Raw genomic sequence first — 26406 nt, 5'->3', positions numbered from 1 at the left:
CCGCGCAGGAGCGGAGTTTGAGGTTCCGTCATACCCGCCCCCATGAATGGAGTACCTCGTGACCGCTGACCAGCGGTGCAGCGGCCGAACGGTCGTGATCAAGTTCGGCGGGAACGCCATGGTGGACGAGGAGCTGAAACGCGGTTTCGCCCGCGACGTGGTGGCGCTCCGCGCCGCCGGGCTGCAGCCGGTGGTGGTGCACGGCGGCGGCCCCCAGATCAGCGCCCTCCTCGGCCGGCTGGACCTGGAGGTCCGCTTCGAGGCCGGACTGCGGGTGACCACGCCGGAGGTCATGGACGTGGTCCGGATGGTCCTCGCGGGCGGGGTCCAGCGGGAGCTGGTCGGCCTGATCAACCGTCACGGGCCGTTCGCCGTCGGCCTGACCGGCGAGGACGCGCACACCATGACCGCCGTACGCCGGGCCGCCTGGGTCGACGGCGAACCCGTGGACATCGGCCTGGTCGGCGACATCACCGAGGTCAACGCGGAGACGCTGCGGGAGCTGCTCGCGCAGGGACGCATCCCGGTGGTCTCCCCCGTGGCGCGCGGGGCCGACGGAAGCGTCTACAACATCAACGCCGACCTCGCCGCCTCCGCCCTGGCGGCCGCCCTGGGCGCGGAGCAGCTGGTGGTGCTCACCGACGTGGCCGGGCTGTACGCGAACTGGCCGTACGACACCGAGGTGATCGACCGCCTCACCGCCGCCGAGCTGGAGAAGCTGATGCCGGAGCTGACCAGCGGCATGCTCCCCAAGATGGAGGGCTGCCTGCGGGCCGTGCGGGCCGGGGTGCGGTCGGCCCGGGTCCTCGACGGCCGCGTCCCCGGCGCGGTGCTCCGGACCCTCCTCGACGGAGCCCCCGGCGGCACCACGGTCCTCCCGGACGACACCCCTGCCGCCGCCTCCCCCGCGACCGTGAGGTACCGGTCCGCCTGCTGACGGACCCGGTACGTCCACCACCCGCGGGCGGTGCGGCCCGCCGCCGGCCGGCGCCTACGCCGTGAGCCGGCGGGCCAGGACCTGCGCGCCGCGTCGCGGGTCCAGGGAGGCCAGCCAGGCCGCCGGGGCCAAGCCCGCCGCGCCCTCGGGGGCGAAGCCGTACGTCCGGAACAGGGCGCCGCCGCCGGTGGTGGCGGCGAAGAGCGCGAACAGCGAGTTCGCGTGGGCGCGGGACAGGGCGTCGCGCAGCAGCATGCCGCCGACCCCGCGCCCCTGCATGTGACGGGCGACACAGAAGTTGAACAGCACCCCGGTGGGCCCCCGGCCGTCCTCCTCGGGGTGCAGCCGCAGGCCCAGGCACCCGCCCAGGGTCCCGTCAGGGGCCTGGTACACCAGGAAGTCGGACGCCTCCGAGGCGTACACGGAGAGCGGCCGGTCCCGGAGCGCGCCCGTGCGGACGAACGGCCGGGACAGGGCCTGGAGGGCGGTGGCGTCCTCCCGGCGTCCGCGCCGTACCGGCGACGGGACAAGGCGCGGTCCGTGCGGGGACCGCAGAGTCGCGCCGGGGCGGCGCCGGGTAACCGTGGTCAAGGAGCTGACCTTCCTTCCTGGGGCGGCCGCACGGGCGGTGCGGCCCGGGGCCTGGGCGTGGGGCCTGGGCGTGGGGTCCTACGAGCAGGGCCGGCCCGGGTACTCCCGGCCTTCCGGCGCTCCCGCGCGGCGCATCCGGTGCAGGACCCGGGCGAGGACCGGCTCGTCGTCGATGAACACGGGGCAGTTGATCTCCGTGTCGAAGACGAGCGTTCCCTCGGGGGTGTTCCACAGCACCCAGCGGGCGGGCGGACCGGACTCCTGCCAGAGGTGGGTGTAGGGGCCCAGGGCGTCGACATCGGTGTCGTGCTGTCCGGCGAGCGCGCTCATGCGGCCGTCTTCACGGTAGCGCGGCCGTCCACGAATGTCTGTACCACGTCGATCACACCGATCCGTCCGGGGTCGACCCGGCGCGGGTCGTCACCGAGGACGACCAGGTCCGCGCGGTGGCCCGGGGCCAGGCTGCCGGCGACGTCCTCCCAGTGGCAGGCGTAGGCGGCGCCCACGGTGTACGCGCGGAGCGCCTGGTCCACGGTGATGCCCTCGTCGGGGCCGACCAGCCGGCCCGAGAGGGTGGCGCGCTCCACCATGAACTGGACCGCCCGCAGCGGCGCCCCGTCGGTGACGGGCCGGTCGGAGCTGCCGACCAGGGTGACCCCGTGGTCGAGGAAGCCGCGGCCCCGGTACAGCCAGGGGGCACGCTCCTCCCCCATGATCGTGGCGTAGTCGTCGCCGAGGTACCGCAGGAAGTTCGGCTGGACGACGGCGGCCACACCCAGGGCCGCGAAGCGTTCCAGCTGGTCGGGGCGGACCAGTCCGGCGTGCTCGACGCGGTGCCGGGCGGCGGGGCGCGGCCGGGCGCGCTGGGCGGCCTCCAGGGCGTCCAGGGCGAGGTCGACGGCCCGGTCGCCGATGGCGTGCACGGCGAGCTGCCAGCCGGCCAGGTGGCCGGCCACGACGGTGTCCTTGATCCGCTCCGGGTCGTCCTGGAACTCGCCGGTGTGGCCGGTCGCCCCGATGCCCTCGTACGGACGGGTCAGGGCGGCGGTCCGGGCCATCATGCCGCCGTCGGTGTAGACCTTGAGCGCGCCCACGGACAGCCAGTCGTCGCCGAAGCCGGTGCGCAGGCCGAGGTCGAGGGCGCGCGGGATGCCGTCGGCCTCATGGGCGGTGACCGGGGTGAGGGTGTCCGCCGCGGCCATGAGCTGGACCCGCAGCGGCAGCCGGCCCTGGTCGCGGAGCAGCTGGTACGCGCCGAGCTCGACGGGGCTGTGGCCGAGCAGGCCGCCTCCGATGCCGGCCTCGGCGCAGGCGGTGACGCCTTCGGCCAGGCAGGCGCGGCCGGCCCGTTCGATGGCGTCGGCGAGCTCGGTCTGGGAGTAGGGCAGCCGCAGCCGGCGGGCGGCGGTCATGGCGCTCTCGGCGAGGAAGGCGCCCTGTTCGGCGATCTCCGCGGGGAGGAGGTCCAGGACCGCGCTGTTGACCACGCAGGCATGGCCGGAGTCGTGCAGCATGAACACCTTGCGGCCGTCGCTGACCTTGTCCAGTTCGGCGGCGGTGAGGTGGCGGCCGAGGGCCCGCTGGTCGTAGCCGGCGATGTCCACCCAGGCGCCGTGCGGCGCGCGGGCGGCGGCTTCGGCGACCACGGCGAGCACGTCGTCGACGCGGGTGCAGGGGGCCACGCTGGGGGTGGCGGCCTTCAGGCCGGTCCAGGCGAGGTGGACGTGGGCGTCGATGAACCCGGGGAGGACGGTCGCGCCCTGGAGATCGACCACCTCCCGCGCGGGGAGGGAGGTGACGGCGTCGTCCAGGCCCACGATCCGGCCGTTCCAGATGCCCAGGTCGTGGGCGACGGGGTGGCGCGGGTCCATGGTGACGATGTTGGCGTTGGTCAGCCTCGTACTGAGCATGGAGTCTCGGTCCTCGCAGGTGGTGGGAGGGCGGTGGGGTTCGGGGCAGGGCGGAGCGGCCGGCCCGCGCCGGGCGGGCGCCCGGGCGGGGCAGGGGGAACCGGAGGCTCCTGTACGCCGCCCCGGCCGGTCGCACGGAGGCAGGGGCGGCCGGGGGTCACGGGGGCCGACCGGGGCCGGCCGGGGCGGGCGTCAGGAGGCGGGGGCGGCGGGGGCCGTGTGGTGCCGGGTGCGTGCCGTGGGCACCATCAGCGGGGTACCGGTCTCCGGGTCGTCGATGATCCGGCAGGGCAGGCCGAAGACCTCCTCGACCAGTTCCGCGGTCATCACGGTGGCCGGGTCACCCTCGGCGGCGACGGTGCCACCGGGTTTGAGCACCACCAGGTGGCTGGCGTAGCGGCACGCCTGGTTGAGGTCGTGGAGGACGGCGACGATCGTCTGGCCCTTCCGCTCGTGCAGGTCGGCGCACAGGTTGAGCACCTCGACCTGGTGGGCGATGTCGAGGTAGGTGGTGGGTTCGTCGAGGAGCAGGATCTCGGTCTGCTGGGCGAGCACCATGGACAGCCAGACCCGCTGGCGCTGGCCGCCGGACAGGTCGTCGACGGGCCGGTCGGCGAGGTCGAGCACACCGGTCTGCCGCATGGCCTCGGCGACGGCCGTCTCGTCCTCGGCGGACCACTGCTTGAGCATGCGCTGGTGCGGGTAGCGGCCGCGGGCCACCAGGTCTCCGACGGTGATCCCGCCGGGGGCGGTGGAGGACTGCGGGAGCAGGCCCAGCCGGCGGGCGACCTCGCGGGTGCGGTACGAGGAGATGGCCGCGCCGTCCAGGTACACCTCGCCGGCCTTCGGTTTGAGCATCCGGGCCAGGGCCTTGAGCAGGGTGGACTTGCCGCATGCGTTCGGGCCGATGATGACCGTGAAGGAGCGGTCGGGGATGACGACGCCCAGGCCGGTGGCCACGGTGCGCTGGTCGTAGGAGAGGGTGAGTCCTTCGGCGCGCAGCCGGGCCGAGGGGGTGGCGGACGCGGGTGTCGCGGGTGTCGCTGTCATGCTCGGCTCTTTCGGGATTCGGTGACCAGCAGCCAGATGAGGTACAGCCCGCCGATGGTGCCGGTGCCGGCGCCCACCGGCAGCAGGGCGGGGGAGAACAGCCGCTGCACCGCGAGGTCGCTGACCGCCAGCAGCAGGGCCCCCATCAGGGCCGCCGGGACGAGGCCGGGCCCGGAGGAGCGGATCAGGCTGCGGGCGAGCTGGGGGGCGGCGAGCGCGACGAACATGATCGGGCCGGTCACGGCGGTGGCGAAGGCCGCCAGCGCCACGCTGGTGAACAGCAGGGCGACGCGGGTGGCGGCCACGTTCACGCCGAGCGCGGTGGCGGTGGCGTCACCCATTTCGATCATGGTGAGCCGGCGGCCGAGCCCGAAGGCGACGGGCAGCAGGACGGCGGTGGCGAGTCCGATGGCGGCGGCGTGGTCCCAGGTGCGGTTGCCGAGGGTGCCGAGCAGCCAGGACTGGGCTTCGAGCGCTTCCTGCCAGGTGGCCCTGGTGATCAGGTAGCTGTTGACGGCGAGCAGCAGGGCGCTGACGCCGATGCCCATGACCACCAGCCGGAAGCCGGGTGCTCCGCCGCCGAAGACCAGCAGGTAGACCACGAGGGCGGTGGCGAGGCCGCCCACCAGGGCGCCGATGGCGATCTGGTTCATGCCGCCGTTGAAGACGACGATGACCACGAGGGCGCCGGTGGCGGAGCCGTTGGTGAAGCCGATGATGTCCGGGCTGCCCAGGGCGTTGCGGGTGAGGCTCTGCAGGACGGCGCCGCTGACCGCGAGGGCCGCGCCGACGCACAGGGCGGTCACCAGGCGGGGCATGCGCAGGGTGTTGACGATGAAGTCGGCGGCGCCGGAGCCGGTGCCGGCCAGCGCCTCGATCACCTCGCCGACCGACAGCTCGAAGTCGCCGGTGGTCAGGGTGATGCCCAAGACGAGGACCAGGAGCACCAGCAGGACGAGCGTGACGGCGACGGTCCGGGGGTGGACGCGCAGCGAGGTGCCGCCGCCGCGGGTGCGCCAGACGGCGCCGGTGACCGTCCGGGGGCCTGCGGCGGCCTCCCCTGCGGGGACCTTCCCTGCGGGGACCTTCCCTGCGGGGGACTTCACGGCGGGGTCGTTCACAGGGTGACCAGCTTTCGGCGGCGGCACAGGGCGAGGAACAGCGGTGCGCCGACGAACGCGGTGACGATGCCGACCTGGACCTCGCCGGGCGCGCCGATGACGCGGCCCAGGACGTCGGAGCCGATCAGCAGGATGGGCGCGAGCACGGCGGAATAGGCCATCAGCCAGCGCTGGTCGGGGCCGACGAGGAAGCGGGCCGTGTGCGGGACGACGAGCCCGACGAAGGCGATGGGGCCGGCGGCGGCGGTGGCCGCACCGCAGAGCAGCATGACGGCGAACATGCCGGCCGCCCGGGTACGGCCCACGTTGACGCCGAGGGCGCGGCCCATCTGGTCGCCCATGGCCAGGGCGTTGAGGGAGGGTCCGAGGGCGAGCGCGAGGACCAGGCCGACCGCGATGAAGGGCAGGACGACCCAGAACACGTCCATCTGACGGCCCGCCAGGGAACCGACGGTCCAGAACCGGAACTGGTTGAAGGCGCGCGGGTTGAGCAGGAGCACGGCGGAGTTGAAGGCGAACAGCACGGCGGTGACGGCCGCGCCGGCGACGACGAGGCGGTCCGGGGTGACCAGGCTCCGCCCGGCGGAGCCCAGCAGGTAGACCACGACGGAGGCGATGGCCGCGCCGGCGAACGCGAACCACACGTAGCCGAGGGCGGTGACGACCCCGAAGAAGCCGATGGCGAGCACGACTCCGGTGGCGGCGCCGAGTCCGACGCCGAGCAGTCCGGGGTCGGCGAGCGGGTTGCGGGTGAGGGCTTGCTTGAGGGCTCCCGAGAGGCCCAGGGCCGCGCCGACGAGGACGCCGAGGAGGGTACGGGGGATGCGGTACTCGTGGATGATGACGGAGGCCTGCGATCCGTCGGGGGCCCAGAGCAGCCGCCAGGTCTCGGTGAACGGGATGTTCCTGGTGCCCCACCAGATGCCGAGGAGGGAGACCAGTAACAGGACGGCCACGGCGGCCAGCAGGCCGGCGCCGCGCAGGGCGGCGGCGGTGCTCCGCCGCCCGGCTGGTCGTACGGGACCGTCGGCGCCGGCCTCGATCGCCGCCTTCGTCTCGACCGCCAACGGAAGCTCCCCCCAGTCACACAGCACAGGGCGCATACATCGCACATTTCCGGAGAAAGGCGATGTTCCCACCAAGACATCACAACTTAGGTGAGGCTAACCGAGCTTCGCCCGCAGGGTCAACGCGACTGCGCAGCAAGGGAGTAGACGACCCGTCCCCCATCCGGAGCACCACCCGGAGCACCCCCACCACTTAGACTAGCCTTACCTAACCATTGGACCACCTCCGGAGGTCACCCATGCCCGAACCGAGTCCGGCCGGAGGCGATGTCCTCCGGCGCGCGATCGGGGGCCGACGGCGCCTGATCGCCTGGGCTTCCCTGCTCGGAACGGCACACCAGGGCTGTGAGGCGCTCGTGCCCGTGGTCATCGGCGTGGTCATCGACCAGGCCGTGGCGACGGGTTCGTCCGGCGCCCTGCTGAACCGGCTGCTGCTGCTCGCCGTGCTGTTCCTGGTCCTCTCCACCTGCTACCGGATCGGAGCCCGGCTCGCCGAGCGGGCGGGCGAGGAGGCCGCACACGGACTCCGGCTGGAGCTCGGCGCGCGGGTCCTGGAGGCCCGGGGCGGGGCGGAGGCCGGCCGGCTCCCCGGTGAACTCACCAGCATCGCCACCGAGGACGCCCGACGGGTCGGCGCCGTCGCGCTGATGCTGCCGTTCGGCATCGCCGCCCTGGCCGGACTCGCCGTCAGCGCGGTCGCCCTGCTGCGCGTCTCCGTCCCGCTCGGCCTGCTGGTCCTGCTCGGCATACCCCCGCTGCTCTGGCTGGGCCACCGCATCAGCGGACCGCTGGAGCAGCGCAGCGAGACCGAGCAGGAACGGGCCGCCCACGCCTCCGGCGTCGCCGCCGACCTGGTCTCCGGCCTGCGGGTGCTCAAGGGCATCGGCGCCGAGTCGGCGGCCGTGGACCGGTACCGGCGCACCAGCCAGGACTCCCTCTCCGCCGCGCTGCGCGCGGCCCGCAGCCGGGCCGGGCACGAGGGCGCCGTACTCGCCCTGACCGGGCTGTTCGTCGCGGGCATCGGCATGGCCGGGGCCCATCTGGCGATGCGAGGCTCCATCAGCGTCGGCGAGCTGGTGGCGGCGGTGGGCCTGGCGCAGTTCCTGCTCGGCCCGTTCCAGACCCTGGGCTGGGTGAACGCCGAGCTCGCCCAGGGCCGTGCCTCGGCCCGGCGGATCGCCGAGGTGCTGGACGCGCCCGGCGCCGTCGCCACCCGGGATCCCGCAGCCCTTCCCGAGCACGTCTCGGGCGGACTCCGGCTGCGCGGCGTACGGCTGGGCGCCCTGCGCGGCGTCGACCTGGACATCGCCCCGGGGTCGACGGTCGGCGTGGTCACCCGCGACCCGGCCGCCGCCCGCGACCTGCTGCTGTGCCTGGCCCGCGAGGCCGATCCGGCCGGGGGCTCCGTCGAGCTGGACGGCGTACCGCTGACCGGGCTGGATCCCGCGGACGTCCGTACGGCGGTCCGGGTCGCCCACCACGAGGCCGACCTGTTCGAGAGCAGCCTGCTCGACAACGTACGGGCCGGGGCCGCCGGGACGCGGCTCACCGCCGACGCCATCGAGGCCGCGCTGCACGCCGCCGCGGCCGACGAGGTGGCCCGGACGCTGCCCGAGGGGGTCGACACGCTGCTCGCCGAGCGCGGCCGGTCCCTGTCCGGCGGGCAGCGGCAGCGGGTGGCACTCGCCCGGGCCCTGGCCGGCGACCCGCCCGTGCTGGTGCTGCACGACCCGACCACCGCGGTGGACGCGCTCACCGAGGCGCTGATCGCGGACCGGCTGCGCGAGCTGCGGAAGGGCCGGACGACCGTCCTGGTCACCACCAGCCCGGCGCTGCTCGCGGTCACCGACCGCGTGGTGGTGCTGGACGGCGGCACGGTCACCGCCGACGGCCCGCACCACGACCTGGCCGGAGCCGACCCGGCGTACCGCGCGGCGGTGCTGGCATGACCCGTGAACCGGAGGAGACCCCCGTGGAGCCCGACGCCGCCCTGCTGCCGGTCGCGACCGGCGCCCGCACCGTGGCCGCGCTCCGCGGCCTGCTGCGCGGCCACCGCCTGCTCGCCGCGTCCGCGCTCGGCGTCCTGCTGCTGGGGACGGGCATCGGCCTGCTGACCGCCCCGCTGCTCGGCCACGTCGTCGACCTCGTCGTCGAACACCGCGGCACGGACGCCCTCACCGTGCCGATGATCCTGCTGATCGTGGTCGCGGCGGCCCGCGGCGCGGCCACCGCCGCCGGCAGCGCCCTGGTCGCCCGGCTCGGCGAGACGGTCCTCGCGGCGCTGCGCGAACGGTTCGTCGAACGGGCCCTGCACCTGCCGCTGGACCGGGTCGAGCGGGCCGGCTCGGGCGACCTGGTCTCCCGGGTCACCGGCGACGTCACCCTGGTCGCCCGCTCGGTGCGGCAGGCCCTGCCGGAGTTCAGCCGGTCCGCGCTGACCATCGTCCTCACCCTGGCCGGACTGGCCCTGCTGGACTGGCGGTTCCTGCTCGCCGTGCTGCCCGCCGTACCGGTGCAGATCCTGTCCGTACGGTGGTACCTGCGCGGCGCGACCCCCGTGTACGCGGCGCACCGGGTGGCCACCGGCGCGCTCCAGCACCAGCTCCTGGACAGCGTCGGCGGGGCCCGCACCGTCCGCGCGTTCCGCCTCGGCGAGCAGCACGCGGAGCTCATCGAACGGCGGTCCCGGGCGGCGGTGGACCTGGCCCTGCGCGGCATCCACGTGGTGACGGGCTTCTTCTCCCGCCTCAACCTGGCCGAGTTCACCGGACTCGGCGCGATCCTGGTCACCGGCTTCGTCCTCGTCGACAACGGGGAGGTGACCATCGGCACGGCCACCGCGGCCGCGCTCTACTTCCACAGCCTCTTCAACCCCGTCAACGCCGCGCTCTTCCTGCTCGACGACGTGCAGTCGGCGGGCGCGAGCCTGACCCGCCTGGTCGGGGTGGCGGACCTGCCGGCGGAAACCGGCCCGGAGCATCCCGCCCGCCCGGCGGACGGCTCCGTGAAGGTGTCCGGCCTCGACCACTCCTACCGGGACGGGCACCCGGTGCTGCGCGACGTCTCCCTGGAGGTGGACTCCGGGGAACGGGTCGCGCTGGTCGGCGCCAGCGGGGCGGGGAAGACCACCCTGGCCAAGCTGGTGGCCGGGGTGCACCGCCCGGCCGGCGGATCGGTGGTCATCGGCGGGGTCGACGCGGAGGACCTCGGCCCGGCGGGGATGCGCCGGGCGGTGGTGCTGATCAGCCAGGAGGTGCACGTGTTCGCGGGGCCCCTCGCGGAGGACCTCCGGCTGGCCCGGCCGGACGCCGGCGACGCCGATCTGGAGGCCGCCCTCTCCGTGGTGGGCGCCACCGACTGGGTGGCCGCCCTGCCCGAGGGCCTCGCCACGGTCGTCGGCGACGGCGGTCACGCGCTGACCGTGGCCCAGGCCCAGCAGCTCGCCCTGGCCCGGCTCGTGCTGGCCGACCCGCCGGTCGCCATCCTGGACGAGGCCACCGCCGACGCGGGCAGCGCGGGCGCCCGCGAGCTGGAGGCCGCGGCCGAACGCGCCCTGCGGGGCCGCACCGGCCTCCTGGTGGCCCACCGCCTCCCCCAGGCCGCCGCCGCGGACCGGATCGTCGTCCTGGACGCCGGCCGCATCGCCGAAACGGGCACCCACGACGCCCTGGTCACCGCGAACGGCCGCTACGCCGCCCTCTGGTCCGCCTGGTCCACCACCCGCACCCCCTCCACCTGAGATCACCCTTACGCACGCCGAAGCCCCCGGCCCCGCATCGGGCGGGCCGGGGGCTTCGGCGTGGGCGGTCAGCCGTTCTGGGCGGCGATCAGGCTCGCCGGGCGGAGGTCGGTCCAGTTGGTCTCCACGTAGGTGAGGCAGGCGTCTCGGGTGTCCTCCCCGAAGACGGTCCGCCAGCCCGCCGGGACCTCGGCGAAGGAGGGCCAGATCGAGTGCTGGTTCTCCTCGTTGACCAGGACCAGGAAACGTCCCTGCGGGTCTTCGAACGGGTTGGTGCTCATGCGTTGTCACTCCTCGTGGACATGATGGTGAACAGCTCGGAGAGCGGCTGTCCGGGATCTGCTGCCACACTGCGCAGCAGCACGTGCAGTTCGTCGGCGAGCCGGGCGGCCTTGGCCCGGCCCATCAGCGACGTGGCGAAGACCAGTTCGCAGGGGACCGGGCCTTCGCCGCGCGGCTCGTAGAAGCTCAGGGTGAGCTCACCGCGTGCCGCGCCGGTCGGGAGGGCCTGGAAGCTGCCCATGCCGCCCTGGAGTTCGGTGAAGTCGGCCTGCTCGTGGTGGATCACCATCGCCTGCGGGCCGCCGGCCGGCAGTGCGGTGGCGCGGACCACCTCGTCGAAGGGGACCTCCTGGCGGTCGAGCGCGGCCAGCGTGGTCTCCCGTACGCGCTCCAGCAGGTGCGCGAAGGACGGGTCCCCCGCCGTGTCGGTGCGCAGGACGACCGTGTTGAAGAAGCAGCCCACCAGGTCGGCCAGCCGGTCCTCGGTGCGTCCGGCGACCATGGTTCCGATCGGCAGGTCGGTACCGGCTCCGTGCGCGGTGAGCAGTGCCGACAGGGCGGCGTGCAGCACCATGAACAGGCTGGTTCCGGTGGACGCCGCGAGGCGGTCCAGGTCCGCGTGGAGCCCCTCGTCGAGCGCGAAGGAGACGTGGTCGGCGTGCGGGACGCCGGGGCCGGCCGCAGTGCGGGGCCGGTCGGCGGGCAGGGCCAGTCCGTCGGGTACGCCGTCCAGTGCCTGCCGCCAGTAGGCGAGTTGGCGGCCGCCGGGGGTGCCGGGGTCGGCGAGGTCGCCGAGCGCCTCCCGTGCCCAGCGCGCGTAGTCGCCGTAGGCCACCGGCAGCGGCTGCCAGTCGGGGGCCTCCCCGCGTTCCCGGGCGGCGTACGCGCCGGTGAGGTCGCGGAAGAGCGGGACCACGGACCATTCGTCCACGGCGAGGTAGTGCGCCCTGAGCAGCAGGGCCTGGCTGCCGTCCGGGGCGGTGAGCAGCGTGGCCCGCAGCGGTGCGGCGGCGGTCAGGTCCGGTGCCTGTGCGGCGAGTTCGGCGAGCCGTGCGTCCAGGTCGGCGCAGCTCTCCTGCTCCAGTGCCGGCGGGTCGGACGGCACGGCCACGAGCTCCCCGTCCCGCTCCTCGCTGAAGCGGGTGCGCAGCGGCTCGTGCCGGGCCGTGACGTCGTCGAGCGCGGCGGCCAGGGCCGCCGGGTCCAGCAGGCCCGGGGAGCGCAGCGCCAGTGCGTGGTCCTCGGCCGCGTGCCGGCGGTACGAGGACCACTGCCACCGCTGTACGGGAGCCGGGGCGGGCGTCGCGTCGGCGGCGCCGGGCTCCGCCGGGCGGAGTGCCGGCCGGGCGGCGGCCGCGCCGTCGAGGCGGTCGGCGATGCTGGCGACGGTCTGGGCGTCGAAGACGTCGCGGATGGTCAGTTCGGCGCCGAACTCGGAGCGGATCCGGCCCAGCAGCCGCATGGCGGCCATGGAGTGCCCGCCGAGGGCGAAGAAGCTGTCGTGCGCGCCGACCGCGTCCAGCTTGAGGATCTCGCCGAACAGCGCCGCCAGCCGGGTCTGGGTCGCGCCGGCCGGGCGGGCGTCGCCGGTCATGCCGGACCAGTCGGGCGCGGGCAGCGCCTTGTGGTCCAGCTTGCCGTTGGGCGTGAGCGGCAGCGGCCCGTCCAGCGGGACCAGCAGCGAGGGGACCATGTACTCGGGCAGGGCGCCGGCGACATGGGCGCGGAGCTCGCGCACGTCGAGGTCGGCGTCCTGCTCGGGCACCACGTAGCCGACGAGGCGGACGATGTCGCCGTCCCGGTCGGGCAGCACGGTGGCCTGGGCGACCCCGGGGTGTCCGGCGAGCGCGGCCTCGATCTCGCCGAGTTCGATGCGGAAGCCGCGGATCTTCACCTGGGTGTCGACCCGGCCGAGGAAGTCCAGGTTGCCGTCGGCCCGCCAGCGGGCCCGGTCGCCGGTCCGGTACATGCGGGTGCCGGGGGCGCCGAACGGGTCGGCGACGAACCGCCCGGCGGTGAGTGCGGCGCGGCCGAGGTAGCCGCGGGCCAGGCCCCGTCCGGAGACGTACAGTTCGCCGACCACTCCCGGCGGGACCGGCTGGAGCCGGTCGTCGAGCACGTAGCAGAGGGTGTTGGGGTCGGGGATGCCGATCGGTACCCGGCCGGCGGGGCGGGTGACCGCCCGCCGGGAGTCCCACAGGGTGGAGTTGACCGTGGCCTCGGTCAGTCCGTAGGCGCAGATCAGGTCGGCGGTGGCGCCGAACCGCTCGAACAGGTCCGGCGGCACGGTCTCGGTGCCGACCAGGACCGTGGAGCCCTCGGGCAGCGCGCAGCCGGGCGGAAGCGCGGAGACCAGGGACGGCGGAAGGATCATGTGGGTGATGGCGTGCTCGGCGAGGAAGTCGGTGAGCTCCGGTCCGGCGACCCGGGCCTCCTCGGTGATCAGCACCAGGGTGCCGCCGTGGCAGAGGGCCATGACCAGTTCGAACGCGAAGACGTCGAAGCCGATCGAGGCGAACTGCAGGACGGTGCTGTCGGGCCGGAGGCCCATCCGGTCCACGGCGGTGGCGACCAGGCTGGAGATGCCCTCGTGCGGGACCACCACGCCCTTGGGCCGGCCGGTGGAGCCGGAGGTGTAGATGACGTACGCGGCCTGGTCGAGCAGCACCCCGGGGAGGTCGAGCGGGGCGTCGGCGAGCGCTCCGAGGCGGGCGGCGGTGGCCGGTTCGTCGAGCAGCAGCACCGGGACGCCGTCCACGGCGGGGATCTTCCCGGCGACGGGTTCGGTGCCGACGACCAGTGCGGCGCCCGAGTTCCCGGTCATGTAGGCGAGCCGGTCACCGGGGTGGACCAGGTCCAGCGGGAGGAAGGCGGCGCCCAGCTTCAGGGCAGCCAGCACGGTGGCGATCATGTCGGCGGAGCGCGGGACGGCGATGCCGACCACGCTCTCGGTGCCGACGCCGTGCTCGGCCAGCAGGCGGGCGATCCGGTTGGACCGGGCGTCCAGCTGCGCGTAGGTCAGCCGGTCGGACCGGTCGACCAGGGCGGTCGCGTCGGGGCGGTCGGCGACGTGCCGGGCGAACAGGGCCGGGACCGACAGTTCGTCGACGGCGCGCGGATCGCCGTTGAACCCTTCCAGGACCAGCCGGCGCTCGTCCTCGCCGAGGACGCGGGCGGCGGACAGCGGGGCGCCGGGGGCCTCGGCGACCGCGCCGATCAGGCGGCGCAGGCAGGCGGCGAGGCGGTCGGCGGTCTCCGGGTCGAAGAGCTCGGTGGCGTACTCCAGGCGGCACACCAGGGAGCCCGTGTCCCCCTCGTCGCCCGCCTGCTCGGTGTGCTCGGTGTGCTCGGTGTGCTCGGTGTGCTCGGTGAAGCTGAACACCAGGTCGAACTTGGCGGAGCCGATCCGGAAGGGGACGTGCTCCACGGCCAGGCCGGGCAGGTCCAGGGCGCCGTCGGTGCGCTGGTGGTAGCCGACCATCACCTGGAACAGCGGGTTGCGGGCCAGCGAGCGGGTCGGGTTGAGCTTCTCCACGACGGCCTCGAAGGGCACGTCGGCGTGCGAGAAGGCGGCCAGGTCGGTGTCCCGGACCCGGGCCAGCAGTTCGGTGAAGCTGGGGTCACCGGACAGGTCGGTGCGCAGCACGAGGGTGTTGACGAAGAAGCCGACCAGGTCTTCCAGGGACTCCTCGCCGCGGCCCGCGATGGGCGCGCCCAGCGGGATGTCGGTGCCGGCGCCCATCCGGTGCAGCAGGGCGGCGACGGCGGCGTGGACCACCATGAACATGCTGGCGCCGGTCTCCCGGGACAGCTTCTTCAGGCCCCGGTAGGCGGCTCCGTCGAAGTCGACGTCGAGTTCGGCGCCGGTGAAGGCCGGGCGGGCCGGGCGGGGGCGGTCCGCGGGGAGTTCCAGCTCCTCGGGGGCCCCGGCGAGCACGGTGTTCCAGTGCTCCAGCTGGCGGGCGGCCGGGGAGGCCGGGTCGGCGGGATCGCCGAGGAGGTCCTGCTGCCACAGGGCGTAGTCGGCGTACTGGACGGGCAGCGGCTCGAAGGCGGGCGCGGTGCCGGTGCGGCGGGCCGCGTACGCCCGGGCGAGGTCGCGCAGGAAGGGCCGGTCGGACCACTCGTCGGTGGTGATGTGGTGCAGCAGCAGTACGACGACGTGGGTGTCGGGAGCGGTCTCGATCAGGGTGGCGCGCAGCGGGAGTTCGCGGGCCAGGTCGAACGGCCGGCTGACGGCGGCGTCGACCAGGGCCGGTACCTCGTCCTCGCCGGCGTGCAGCAGGTCCACCACCGGGCGGGCCGTGCCGGCGGGGAGGACCCGCTGGACGGCCTGGCCGTCGCGGTCGGCGAACACGGTGCGCAGGGCCTCGTGCCGGTCGGTGACGTCGCCGAGGGCGGCGGCCCAGGCGTCCCGGTCGAGGCTGCCGCGCAGTCGCATGACCAGCGGGAAGTTGTACGCCGCGGAGGTGCACTCGATCTGCTGGATCATCCACAGCCGCTGCTGGGCGTGGGAGAGCGGGAGTTCCGCGGGCCGCTCGTACGCGGTGAGCGCGGGGCGGGCCGGGCCGGCGGAGCGGGCGGCCCGTTCCACGAGTCCGGCGAGTTCGGCGACGGTTCGGGCCTCGAAGAGGTCGCGGATGGCGAGTTCGGCGTCGAGGGCGGTCCGGGCGCGGCCGATGAGCCGGGTGGCGAGCAGCGAGTGGCCGCCGAGCTCGAAGAAGTCGCTGTCGATGCCGACGCTGCCGGCGGGCAGGCCGAGCACCTCGGCGTAGAGGGCGGTGAGGGTCACCTCCTGCGGGGTGCGCGGGGCGCGGCCGGTGCCGGCGGCGGCGAACTCGGGTGCGGGCAGGGCCCGTACGTCGAGCTTGCCGTTGACGGTGAGCGGGAGGCCGGCCACGGTGACCAGGGCGGCCGGGACCATGTAGTCGGGCAGGCGGGTCTTCAGGTGCTCGCGCAGGGTCTGGGTGAACTCCTCACCGCCTCCGGGGTGTTCGCCGTCCGGGGCGGCTCCCTCGGCCGGGACGACGTAGCCGACGAGTCGCTTGGTGCCCGCGGTCTCGTGCACGACCACGGCGGCGTGGGCGACGGCGGGGTGGTCGGCGAGGGCGGTGGAGATCTCGCCGAGCTCGATCCGGTAGCCGCGGATCTTGACCTGGTCGTCGGTGCGGCCGAGGAAGTCGATCAGGCCGTCGGGACGCTGCCGGACCAGGTCGCCGGTGCGGTACATGCGGCCGCCGGGGGCACCGAACGGGTCGGCGACGAACCGTTCCGCCGTGAGGCCGGGCCGGTCGTGGTAGCCGCGGGCCAGGCCGGTGCCGGCGATGTACAGCTCGCCGGGGCAGCCGGGCGGCACCGGGCGGAGCATCGCGTCCAGCACGTAGCCGCGGGTGTTGCGGATGGGCCGGCCGACGGTCGGCGTGGCGCTGTCGGCGGTGGAACCGCCGAGGGTGTTGATGGTGTACTCGGTGGGCCCGTACAGGTTGTAGCCGTAGGTGTCCTCGGTCTCGGCGAGGCGGGTCCACACGGTGTCGGAGACGGCCTCGCCGCCGAGCAGGACGAGCGCGGGCCGGTGCCGGCCGGTGTGCCCGTCCCGGCCGCCCGTGGGTGCGTCCCGGTCGAGGAGGCCCTCCTCGATGAGCAGCTGGGCGTAGGTGGGGGTCACGTTGACGACGTCGATGCGGTTCCGGTCGCAGTAGGCGACCAGGGCCTCGGCGTCGCGGCGCAGTTCCTCGTCGCAGACGTGCACCTCGTGGCCCTCGACCAGCCAGAGCAGCTCCTCCCAGGACATGTCGAAGGCGAAGGAGACGGTGTGCGCGATCCGCAGCCGCCGTCCGCCGGCCGCGGCGATGGCCGGGTCGAACACCTCGGTCTGGTGGTTGAGCTGCATGTTCGTCAGGCCCCGGTAGGGGGTGACCACGCCCTTGGGCTTGCCGGTGGACCCGGAGGTGTAGATGACGTACGCCGGGTGTTCCAGCCGGCCGGGCGTGCCGGGCGCGAACGCGGGCCGCTCGGCGTCGGTGACCGGGGTGCCGGGCAGCGCGGCGAGGGCGCCCGCGACCTCCGGGTCGTCCAGGGCCACCTCGGGGGCGAGCGGGCCGTGTGGGCCGCGCAGCGCGGGGGCGACGGCGGTGGTGGTCAGCAGGCACAGCGGGCCGGTGTCCTCGACCATCAGGCGCAGCCGGTCGGCGGGGTGGTCCAGGTCGAGCGGCAGGTACGCGGCTCCGGTGCGGAGCACCGCGAACAGTGCGACGACCATCTCGGTGGAGCGGGGCAGCGCCAGTGCGACGGTGCGCTCCGGGCCGGCGCCCCGGGCCAGCAGCAGCCGGGCCGCCTTGTTGATGCGGGCGTCGAGCTCGGCGTAGGTGAGGACCTCCTCGCCGAAGACCACGGCGGTGGCGTCCGGGGTGCGGGCGGCCTGTGCGGCGAGCAGGTCGGCGACGGTCTCGTCGGGAAGGGGACGGTCGCTGTCGGCCCAGGCGGTCACCAGGTCGGCACGCTCGCCGGGCAGCAGCAGGTCGACGGTGCCGGTGGCGGCGCCGAGGTCGCCGAGGAGGCGTTCGACCAGGGTGCGGAAGCGGTCCAGGATCGCGGCGGCCTGCGCGTCGGTGATCAGGTCCGGGCGGTACTCCAGCTTGGCCCGGACGGTCGCGGCCGGGTTCACGATCAGGGTGAGCGGGTAGTGGGTGGCGTCCACGCTGTCCACGCCGGTGATGCCGTGCCGCTCGGTGAGCTCGCGGAAGCCGCCTTCGTCGGCGAAGTTCTGCAGCACGTACAGGGTGTCGAAGAGGACGCCGTGGCCGCCGGCCTGCTGGAGCTCGGCGAGGCCGAGGTACTCGTGGTCCATCAGGGCGACCCGCTCGGCCTGGATGCGGCGCAGCAGGTCGGCGACCGGTTCCTCGGGGCGGAGGGTGATCCGCTGCGGGACGGTGTTGAGGAACATGCCGATGGCGGTGTCGGCGCCGGGCACGTCGGCGGGACGGCCGGCCACGGTGGCGCCGAAGACCACGTCCTCGCGGCCGACGGCGGCGGACAGCACCAGCGCCCAGGCGGCGGACAGCACCGCGTTGACGGTCAGGCCGTGCTCGCGGGCGGCGGTGCGCAGCCGGTCGCTGAGGCCGCCTTCGAAGGCGAGGCTGTGGCGGCGCGGGATGACCGGTTCGCCGCCGCGGGTGCGGGCGACCAGGGTGGGCTCGTCGAGGCCGGCCAGGGCGCCGCGCCAGGCGGTGCGGGCCGCGTCGAAGTCCTGTCCGGAGAGCCAGGCCAGGTAGTCGCGGTAGCTGCCGGGGGTGCGCATGCCGGTGGTGTCGCCGGCGGAGGCGTACAGGCCGAGGAGTTCGTCGAGGAAGAGGGACTGCGACCAGCCGTCCCAGGCGACCAGGTGGTGGCTGAGCATCAGCCGGTCGGTGGTGTCGGTGAGCCGGATCAGGTGGAGCCGGAACAGCGGCGGTGCGGCCAGGTCGAAGCGGCGGGTGCGGTCGGCCTCGGCGATCGTGTCGAGGCGGGCCTGCCGGGTGGTCCCGTCCAGGCCGGTCAGGTCGGTCTCGGTGAGCGGGACGGGGATCCGGTCGGCGGGGACGACGAACTGCACGGGGGCGGGCAGGCCGTCCGCGGTGATGCCGGTGCGCAGGGCGGGGTGCCGGGCGAGGAGGGCGGCGACGGCGCTGCGCAGCCGGTCCGCGTCGAGCCGGCGGTCGAAGTCGAAGCAGTCCTGGGCGGTGTAGACGTCCAGGCCCCCGGTGTCGTAGCTGGCGTGGAAGTGGATGCCTTCCTGCAGCGGGGACAGCGGCCAGATGTCGGTGACCGGGAGCGGGGCGGCTTCCTGGACCCGGTCGATCGCGTCCTGGTCGAGGGCGACGAGCGGCAGGTCGGAGGGGGTGAGCGCGGCGCGGACGGGGCCGCCGGCGGTCTGCTCGGCGAGCTCGCGCAGGGCGGCCTCGAAGGCGCGGCTGATGCCGTCGACGTCCTCGCCGGTCAGCGGGCCGCCGTCGGCCCAGGTCCAGGTGGCGCGGAGTTCGGGGCCGCGGGGGGTGTCCGCGCAGAGCGCGTTGAGCTGGAGGGTGTACGGCATGGCCAGGCCGGCGTCCGGCTCCACGGCGAGGGCGTCGGACCCGGCGGCGGGCGCCCAGTCCCTGGCCTGGTCGGCGGGCAGCCGGCCGAAGTAGTTGAACAGCACCTGGGCGGTGGACAGCCGGGCGAACACCGGGGCGAGCTGCGGATTGAGGTAGCGCAGCATGCCGTAGCCCGCGCCCGCGTCGGGGGCGGAGCGGACGGCCTCCTTGGCGGCGCGCAGCGCCTCGAAGGCGGTGCCGGCGGCGGGCAGCCGTACTGGGTGCAGGGAGGTGAACCAGCCGACCGTGCGGGACAGGTCCAGGCCGGTGCCCTCGCGGCCGTGCCGCTCCAGGTCGACCAGCAGGTCGGCGGCGCCGACCGCGCCGTTGGCGGAACTGCCGCGCCGGACGGACACGGCGGTGCGCAGGGCGGCCAGGAGGACCTCGGTGACGTCGGCTCCCGCGGCGGCGGGGACCGTGGTGAGCAGGGCCTGGGTGACCTCGGTGGGCAGGGTGACGGTGAGGTCGCGGGCGGCTCCGGCGGTGCCGGTGCGGCCGGCGCCCGGGACGAGGTCGGCGCCGGGTGCCAGGACGCGGGCCCAGTACGGCAGTTCGGCCTGCCGCTCCGGGGAGGTGGCCTGCTCGGCGACGGTACGGGCGAACCGGCGCAGCGAGACCGGTACGGGCTCCAGGGCCGGGGTGCGGCCGTCGGCGACGGCGTCCCAGGCCGCGGCGAGGTCGCCGAGCAGCACCCGCCAGGACACGCCGTCGATGACGAGGTGGTGGACGACGAGCAGCAGCCTGCCGGGGGTTCCCGGGCCGGCGTCGAACCAGACGGCCTGCACCATGACGCCGGCGTCCGGGTCGAGGCGGGAGGCGGCGGCGTCGGACTCGGCGGCGATCAGCGCGCGCAGCGCGGTGTCGTCGAGCCCGGCCGCGTCGGCGCGGCGGAGCAGGGCGGCGGCGTCGGTGCCGCCCGGTTCGGAGGTGCGGGCGGACCAGAGGGCCGGTATGGCCGGGCCGAGGTCCATCCGGGTGAGGGTGAGGCGGAGGCCGTCGTGGTGGTCGAGGACGGACTGCAGGACCCGGGCGAGCCGTCCGGTGTCGGCGTCGGCGGGGGCCTGGAGCAGCATCGACAGGTTGAACCGGCCGATGGGGCCGCCGTCCTCGCGGAGCTGGTGGACGATCGGCAGCAGGGTGATGTCGCCGATGCCGTCGGGGTCGGCGGCCGGGGCGGCGGTGTCCGCGGGGCCGCCGGCGGCGGCCGCCAGGGCGGCGGGCGTGCGGTGTTCGAAGACGTCGCGGGGGCCGATGGTGATGCCGGCCTTGCGGGCGCGGCTGACCACGGACATGGAGAGGATGCTGTCGCCGCCGAGCACGAAGAAGTCCTCGTCGGCGCCGACCCCGTCGAGGCCGAGGACCTCGGCGAAGACGCGGCGGAGGCGTTCCTCGCGGCCCTCCCGCGTGGCGGCGGGGGCGGCCGGGGCCGCGGCGGCCGCCGTGCGGCGGACCTCGGGGGCGGGCAGTGCCTTGAGGTCGGTCTTGCCGCCGGGGGTCAGCGGCAGGGCGTCGAGGGCGACGAAGTGCGCGGGGACCATCGGGGCGGGCAGCGCGGCGGTGGCCGCGGCCCGGACGGCCTCGGTGTCCAGACGGGCGCCCCGGGCCGGGACCAGGTAGGCCACCAGCTGCTTGACGCCGCGCTCGTCCTCACGGGCGGTCACCACGGCGTCCCCGACGGCCGGTTCGTTCCGCAGCCGGGCTTCGATTTCCCCGAGTTCCACTCGGTTTCCCCTGATCTTGACCTGGTGGTCGGTGCGCCCGAGGTAGGTGAGCGCTCCGTCGCCACTGAACTGGACCATGTCTCCGGTGCGGTACATCCGCTCGCCGGGGCCGCCGAACGGATCGGCGGTGAACCGCTGCGCGGTGAGCGCGGCGCGGTCGTGGTAGCCGCGGGCGAGTTGTCCGCCCGCGATGTAGAGCTCGCCGGGCTCCCCCGCCGCGACGTGGCGGAGGTACCGGTCGAGGACGTAGAGCCGGGTGCCGCCGACGGCGCGGCCGATGGGCACCGTGCCCTCGGTGCCGCCGGCCGGGTCGGCCTCGTGGCTGGTGACCTGGATGACGGCCTCGGTGGGGCCGTACACGTTGTGGAGCGGGACGCCGGTGGCCTCGTGCCAGCGGCGGGCGAGCCGGGCCGGGAGGGCCTCGCCTCCGCTGAAGGCCCGGCGCAGGGTCCGCCACCAGGGCCCTTCGGTCCCCTGTTCGTCGGCCTCCTCGGCGAGGAGGGCGCCGTGGACGGACGGCACCAGGTCGACGGTGGTGACCCGTTCGGCGCGGATCAGTCCAATGAGGTACGCCGGGTCGCGGTGGCCGTCCGGCCGGGCGATGACCAGGGTGCCGCCCGCGAGCAGCGGGACGAACATCTCCTGGAGGGCGGGGTCGAAGCTGGTGGAGTACTGGTGCAGCACCCGGTCCTCCGGCCCGAAGCCGAAGTGCCGGGCGGTCCAGGTCAGCTGGGCGGAGAGGGCCCCGTGCGGGACGACGACGCCCTTGGGCAGCCCGGTGGAGCCCGAGGTGTACATGACGTACGCGGCGGAGTCGGGGCGTACGGCGGGCAGCGGGGCCGTGCCCGCCGGGAGCCGCTCCTCGTGGCCGGCGCCGATCAGCACCGGCTCGGCGCCGGTGCCCGCGGGCAGGCGGAGCCGGGAGTCGTCGGTGGCGACGACCAGACGGGCCCCGGAGTCGGTGAGCATGTGCCGGACCCGGTCGGCCGGGTAGTCGACGTCCACCGGCAGCCAGGCGGCTCCGGCCTTCCAGACACCGAGCAGGGCGACCACGGTCTCCGCGGAGCGGGGCACGGCGACCGCGACGACGGTCTCCGGTCCGGCGCCGAGCGCGGTCAGCCGCCGGGCGAGGGCCTCGGCGCGGTCGTCCAGGGTGGCGTAGTCGGTGGTGCCGTCCTCTTCCACCATCGCGGTCGCGCCGGGGGTACGGGCGGCCTGCGCGGCGATCAGCTCGTGCACGGCCGGCCCGGTGGCCGCGGTGGCCCCCGCGGGGGCGCCGGTGAGCCCGGCCGGGCGGGCGGGGCCCTGTCCGGCGGGGACCAGCGGCAGCCGGCCGACGGGCAGCCGGGGGTCGGCGGTCAGCTGTTCGAGTACGGCGCGCAGCCGGGCGGCGAAGCCCCGGGCGGCGTGGTCGTCCAGGCGGGCCGGGTCGTGCTCCAGGCGGAGGGTGAGCCGCTCGCCCGGCAGCACGGTCAGCGCGAGCGGGTAGTGCACGCTGTCGGTGATCCGCGAGTCGGTGATGCGGATGGTGCCGGCGGGGTCGGTGAGGTCTCCCGTTGCGGGCAGGTTCTCCACCACGACGAGGGCGTCGAACAGATCGGTGCGGCCGACCGCCCGCTGGATCTCGGCGAGTCCGAGGTGCTGGTGGTCCAGCAGGTCGGCCTGCTGCTCCTGGAAGCGGGCCAGGACCGAGGCCAGCGGCTGCTCCGGCGTCCAGGCGAGCCGGGCGGGCACGGTGTTGATGAGCAGCCCGACCAGGGTCTCGATCCCGGCGACGGGCGCCTGCCGACCCGACACGGTGGTGCCGAACACCACGTCCTGGGTGCCCAGGACATCGCCGAGGACCAGGCCGAAGCCGCCCTGCACCACGCCCGCCAGGGTGAGGCCGAGGCGGCGGGCCCGCTCGGTGAGGGCCGCGGTGTCCGCGGCGGACAGCTCCAGGGTGACGGCGCCGGAGGCGCCCGGGCCGGCGCCCGGGCTGGCATCCGGGCCGGCGTCCGGGGCCGGGGCCCGGTACGGCAGTCCCGCCGCCTCCGTGTGTCCGTCGAGGGCGGCGCGCCAGGCGGCGCGGGCGCCGTCCGGGTCGCGGCCGGACAGCCAGCCGGCGTAGGAGCGGTAGACGGGGGACGGTTCGGCAGCCCCGGTGACGGACCGGCCGGGCCGGTAGCCGTCCAGGAGCTCCCGGACGACCAGGCCCACCGACCAGCCGTCCACGATGATGTGGTGCAGGGTCAGGACCAGCAGGGAGCGGTCGGTGCCCAGCCGGAGCAGGGCGGCCCGCATCAGCGGCGGCCGGCCCAGGTCGAAGCCCTCGGCACGCTCGGCGGCGGCCACCTCCTCGACCTTGAACGCCTGCTCGTACGGGTCCGTGCCGGTCAGGTCGGTGAAGCTCCACGGGAGTTCCACGTGCTCGCCGATGACCTGGACGATGCCGCCGCCCGAGTGGGTGCGGAACGCGGCCCGCAGCGCAGGGTGGCGGTTCAGCAGTCGCTGCGCGGCGGCCCGCAGGGCCTCCGGGTCGACGTCCCCGGCCAGTTCCAGGGTGTCCTGGACGGCGTAGCCGTCGGCCCCCTCCCGGTCCATGGCCGCGTGGAAGAAGAAACCTTCCTGGAGCGGGGTGGCGGGCACCACGTCGTACAGCGCGCCGGTGAATTCGGCGTACTCGGCCCGCTCCTGCGCGGTCAGCCGGACCAGGGAGAAGGGCTCGGGCACGGCGGCCGCGGGGACCGGCGTGACGCCGCCCTCCGGAGCGGCGCCGGCGGCCCCGGCGGCGCCGGCGAGCGCGGCCACGGTCCGCAGCCGGAACACGTCGCGCGGAGTCACCGCGAGACCGGCCGTCCGGGCGCGGGTGACCAGCTGGATGGCGACGATGCTGTCGCCGCCGAGCTCGAAGAAGCTGTCGTGGACGCCGACCGAGGGCAGGCCCAGCACCTCGGCGAACAGTCCGGCGAGGAGCGTCTCGGCGGGGGTGGTCGGGGCGTCGCCACCGGTCATGGCGGTCCACCGGGGCTCGGGCAGCGCGCGGGCGTCGAGCTTGCCGTTGGGGGTGAGCGGCAGCGGCCCGTCCAGGCGGACCACGGCCGAGGGCACCATGTGCTCGGGCAGGGCGCGGGCCACCCCGGCGCGCGCGGCGGTCACCGCGGCGTCGGCGTCGGTGCCCGGCCCGGCGACCAGGTAGGCGACGAGCCGCTTGGCCTTCCGGTGGTCCTCCCGGACCAGTACGGCGGCCTGCGCGATGCCCGGAGCGGCCATGAACGCGCTCTCGATCTCACCGGGTTCGATGCGGTGGCCGCGGATCTTGATCTGGCCGTCGGCGCGGCCGAGGAAGAGGAGGTTGCCGTCCTCGGTCCAGCGGACCCGGTCGCCGGTGCGGTACATGCGGCTGCCGGGCTCGCCGTACGGGTCGGCGACGAACCGCTCGGAGGTGAGCGCGTGGCGGCCCAGGTAGCCGCGGGCCAGGCCGCGGCCGCCGACGTAGAGCTCGCCCTCCGCGCCGGTGGGGACCGGGCGCAGCGCCGGGTCCAGGACGTAGGCGCGGGTGCCCGGGTCGGGTTCGCCGATCGGCGCGGGCCCGGGGCGGTCCGGGTCGGCGAGCCAGAGGGTGGAGTTGACGGTGGCCTCGGTGAGTCCGTAGGCGACGACGATCCGGACCCGGCCGGCCCAGCGGGCGATGAGCTCGCCGGGCACCGCCTCGGTGCCGACGACGAGGACGGAGCCCTCGGGGAGTTCGCAGTCCTGCGGCAGTGCCGAGACCAGTGACGGCGGCAGGATCATGTGGGTGGCCCGGTGGGCGGCGATGTAGTCGGTGAGGGCGGGTCCGGCGACCCGGCGCTCGGTGGGGACGACGATGATCCGGCCGCCCACGCAGAGCGACATGATCAGGTCCCAGACCGTCACGTCGAAGCCGACCGAGGCGAACTGGACCACCCGGCTGTCGGGGCGGATGCCGATCCGTCCGGTGGCCGTGGCGATCAGGCTGCCGACCCCGTCGTGGGAGACCACCACGCCCTTGGGGCGGCCGGTGGAGCCGGAGGTGTAGATGACGTACGCGGCCTGGTCGAGCGGGATCTCCCGGCCGAGGGCGGTGGGGTCCTGCGCGGCGAGGGCGGCCGCGGTCTCCGGCTCGTCCAGCCGCAGCAGGCCGAGGCCGGGCAGGGCGGGCAGGCCCGTGGCCTGAGCGGCGGTGGTGACGACGGTGCGGGCGCCGGCGTCGTCCAGCATGTAGGCGAGGCGGTCCTGCGGGTGGTCGGCGTCCAGCGGCAGGTAGGCGGCGCCGGTCTTCATGACGGCCAGCAGGGTGGTGACGAGTTCGGGTGAGCGGGGCAGGGCCACGCCGACCACATCCTCGGCGCCGACGCCCCGGGCGGAGAGCAGCCGGGCCAGGCGGTTGGCGGCGGCGTCCAGGGCGGCGTAGGTCATCTCCCGGTCCTCGCAGACCAGGGCCACGGCCTGCGGGGCGCGGCGGACCTGCTCCTCGAAGGCGTCCGGCCAGGACACCTCCGGGGAGTCGGCCGGTGCGAAGCCGAACTCCTCCAGCAGGAGAGCGCGTTCGGCGCTGGTGGTGAGGTCGATCCGGCCGAGGCGGCGGCCGGGGTCACCGGCGAAGGCGTCGAGCAGGATGCCGAAGCGCTCCTGGTGGGCGAGGAGGGCGTCCTCGCCGCACTGGTCGGCGTCGGCGTCGAAGAGGATCCGGACCGCGCCGCGGACGGACTCGCCGACGGTGACGGCGAGGTCGCTGACCGGGCCCAGCCACTGCGGCCGCAGGTCGGAGCGGTGGTCGCGGAAGGTCAGCCAGTCGGTGCCGGGCAGGATGTTGACGGTGGGGCCGACGAGTTCGGCGACGCCTTCCACCAGGCCGAGGTCCTTGGCGAGGTCCTCGGCGCGGTAGCGGCCGTGCCGGAGGGTCTCCGCGATCCGCCGGTCCACCTGGGCGAGCAGCTCGGCCACGGTGGTGCCCGGGCGGACGTCCAGGCGCAGCGGCAGGATGTTGGACACCATGCCCGGTACGCCGGCGGCGGTGCTGCCGCGGCGGGTGGTGACGGGCAGGCCGAGGACGAGGTCCTGTTCGCCCGTGGCGCGGTGGAGGTAGGCGGCCGTGGCGGCGACGAGCAGCCCGGACAGCCGGACGCCGCAGGCCTCTGCGGCGTTTCTGAGCCGGTCGGTGTCGGCCACGGACAGCTCCGTGGTGCGCCGCCAGCGGCGGGAGATCATCTTCTGGCCGGGTTCGACCAGGCGGACCGGCCGCGGCCGGTCGGCGAACCGGTCCAGCCAGTACGCGCGGTCGGCGTTGTACCCGTCGGAGCCGCGGTAGGCGTCGTCGGCGGCGGTGAGCCGGGCGAGGTCCCAGTCGGCCGGCGGCTCCGGGTGGGTGCCGGTGTAGAGCTCGCCGGCGCGGCGGGTGATCAGGGCGATGCTGACACCGTCGACGGCCAGGTGGTGGTAGCGCTGGCACCACAGCACCCGGTCGTCGGCGAGGCGGAGCAGGGTGTGGGCGAACAGGGGGCCCTCGGCGAGGAGGACGGGCCGGATCCGGTCCTCCTCCATCCATTCCCAGGCGGCGTTCTCCGGATCGGGTTCGGCCCGGAGGTCGACCACGGGCACGGTCACCGGGAGGCGGTGCGGGTGCTGGACGGGCCGTCCGTCCTCCTCGGTGATCCGCACGTGGAGGCAGTCGGCCTCCTCGACCGCCTGCCGCACGGCGGCGGCGAGGCGGCGGAGGTCGACGTCACCGCACAGTTCCAGGGTGAACGTGACGTTGAAGGCCGAGCTGTCCGGCTCGATCCGCTGGGCGAGCCAGACTCCGGTCTGCCCGCCGGTGAGCGGGAGCCCGGCGGCGGAGTTCCGGTCCGGCACGGCGTCAAGCATCGTTCGAGGGCC

The 26406-nt window shown here is 75.1% G+C and carries 11 protein-coding genes; 3 read left to right on the top strand and 8 right to left on the bottom strand.

Annotated features, from left to right (window positions below; translation table 11 throughout):
- The first annotated feature begins 58 nt into the window (after positions 1 to 58).
- Positions 59 to 937, top strand: a complete 879-nt coding sequence (argB, locus tag ACGFQ9_RS13585) for an acetylglutamate kinase (RefSeq protein ID WP_393573919.1) — start codon at positions 59 to 61, stop codon at positions 935 to 937.
- Between the two features lie 54 nt (positions 938 to 991).
- Here argB and ACGFQ9_RS13580 read toward each other — a convergent pair whose 3' ends face one another.
- From ACGFQ9_RS13580 to ACGFQ9_RS13555, 6 genes are all read right to left on the bottom strand, one after another.
- Positions 992 to 1528 carry a GNAT family N-acetyltransferase gene (locus tag ACGFQ9_RS13580; RefSeq protein WP_393573918.1) on the bottom strand — a complete coding sequence of 179 codons (537 nt, stop codon included), beginning with the start codon at positions 1526 to 1528 and terminating at the stop codon, positions 992 to 994.
- Positions 1529 to 1606: 78 nt separating this feature from the next.
- Entirely contained in the window at positions 1607 to 1858 is a 252-nt protein-coding gene (locus ACGFQ9_RS13575; protein WP_393573917.1) for a hypothetical protein, read from the bottom strand.
- The gene (locus tag ACGFQ9_RS13570) at positions 1855 to 3438 is read right to left on the bottom strand and encodes an amidohydrolase (protein WP_393573916.1); all 1584 of its coding nucleotides are present in this window, start codon (positions 3436 to 3438) and stop codon (positions 1855 to 1857) included. The genes ACGFQ9_RS13575 and ACGFQ9_RS13570 overlap by 4 nt, the downstream gene beginning before the upstream one ends.
- Before the next feature lie 192 nt (positions 3439 to 3630).
- A complete protein-coding gene (locus ACGFQ9_RS13565) occupies positions 3631 to 4488 on the bottom strand; it encodes an ABC transporter ATP-binding protein (RefSeq protein WP_393573915.1) in 858 nt (285 codons plus the stop codon).
- Entirely contained in the window at positions 4485 to 5594 is a 1110-nt protein-coding gene (locus ACGFQ9_RS13560) for a FecCD family ABC transporter permease (protein ID WP_393573914.1), read from the bottom strand. The genes ACGFQ9_RS13565 and ACGFQ9_RS13560 overlap by 4 nt, the downstream gene beginning before the upstream one ends.
- Positions 5595 to 5605: 11 nt before the next feature.
- Positions 5606 to 6676 carry a FecCD family ABC transporter permease gene (locus ACGFQ9_RS13555; protein WP_393573913.1) on the bottom strand — a complete coding sequence of 357 codons (1071 nt, stop codon included), beginning with the start codon at positions 6674 to 6676 and terminating at the stop codon, positions 5606 to 5608.
- 239 nt (positions 6677 to 6915) lie between these two features.
- Between ACGFQ9_RS13555 and ACGFQ9_RS13550 the strand changes: the two genes are divergently transcribed.
- A complete protein-coding gene (locus tag ACGFQ9_RS13550; protein ID WP_393573912.1) occupies positions 6916 to 8625 on the top strand; it encodes an ABC transporter ATP-binding protein in 1710 nt (569 codons plus the stop codon).
- A complete protein-coding gene (locus ACGFQ9_RS13545; RefSeq protein ID WP_393573911.1) occupies positions 8622 to 10415 on the top strand; it encodes an ABC transporter ATP-binding protein in 1794 nt (597 codons plus the stop codon). Before ACGFQ9_RS13550 ends, ACGFQ9_RS13545 begins: the two co-directional genes overlap by 4 nt.
- A 68-nt stretch (positions 10416 to 10483) precedes the next feature.
- On the opposite strand, the gene ACGFQ9_RS13540 is transcribed toward ACGFQ9_RS13545, so the two are convergent.
- Both ACGFQ9_RS13540 and ACGFQ9_RS13535 read right to left on the bottom strand, forming a co-directional pair.
- Positions 10484 to 10696, bottom strand: a complete 213-nt coding sequence (locus tag ACGFQ9_RS13540; RefSeq protein ID WP_393573910.1) for an MbtH family protein — start codon at positions 10694 to 10696, stop codon at positions 10484 to 10486.
- On the bottom strand, positions 10693 to 26394 hold the full coding sequence (locus ACGFQ9_RS13535) for an amino acid adenylation domain-containing protein (protein ID WP_393573909.1): 15702 nt from the start codon (positions 26392 to 26394) through the stop codon (positions 10693 to 10695). Before ACGFQ9_RS13535 ends, ACGFQ9_RS13540 begins: the two co-directional genes overlap by 4 nt.
- Positions 26395 to 26406: the final 12 nt, after the last annotated feature.

The sequence above is a fragment of the Streptomyces sp. NPDC048603 genome (assembly GCF_043199475.1).
Taxonomy (GTDB): domain Bacteria; phylum Actinomycetota; class Actinomycetes; order Streptomycetales; family Streptomycetaceae; genus Streptomyces.
The sequence above is the reverse complement of the archived record's forward strand: the minus strand, read 5'-3'. Positions and strand labels throughout refer to the sequence as shown.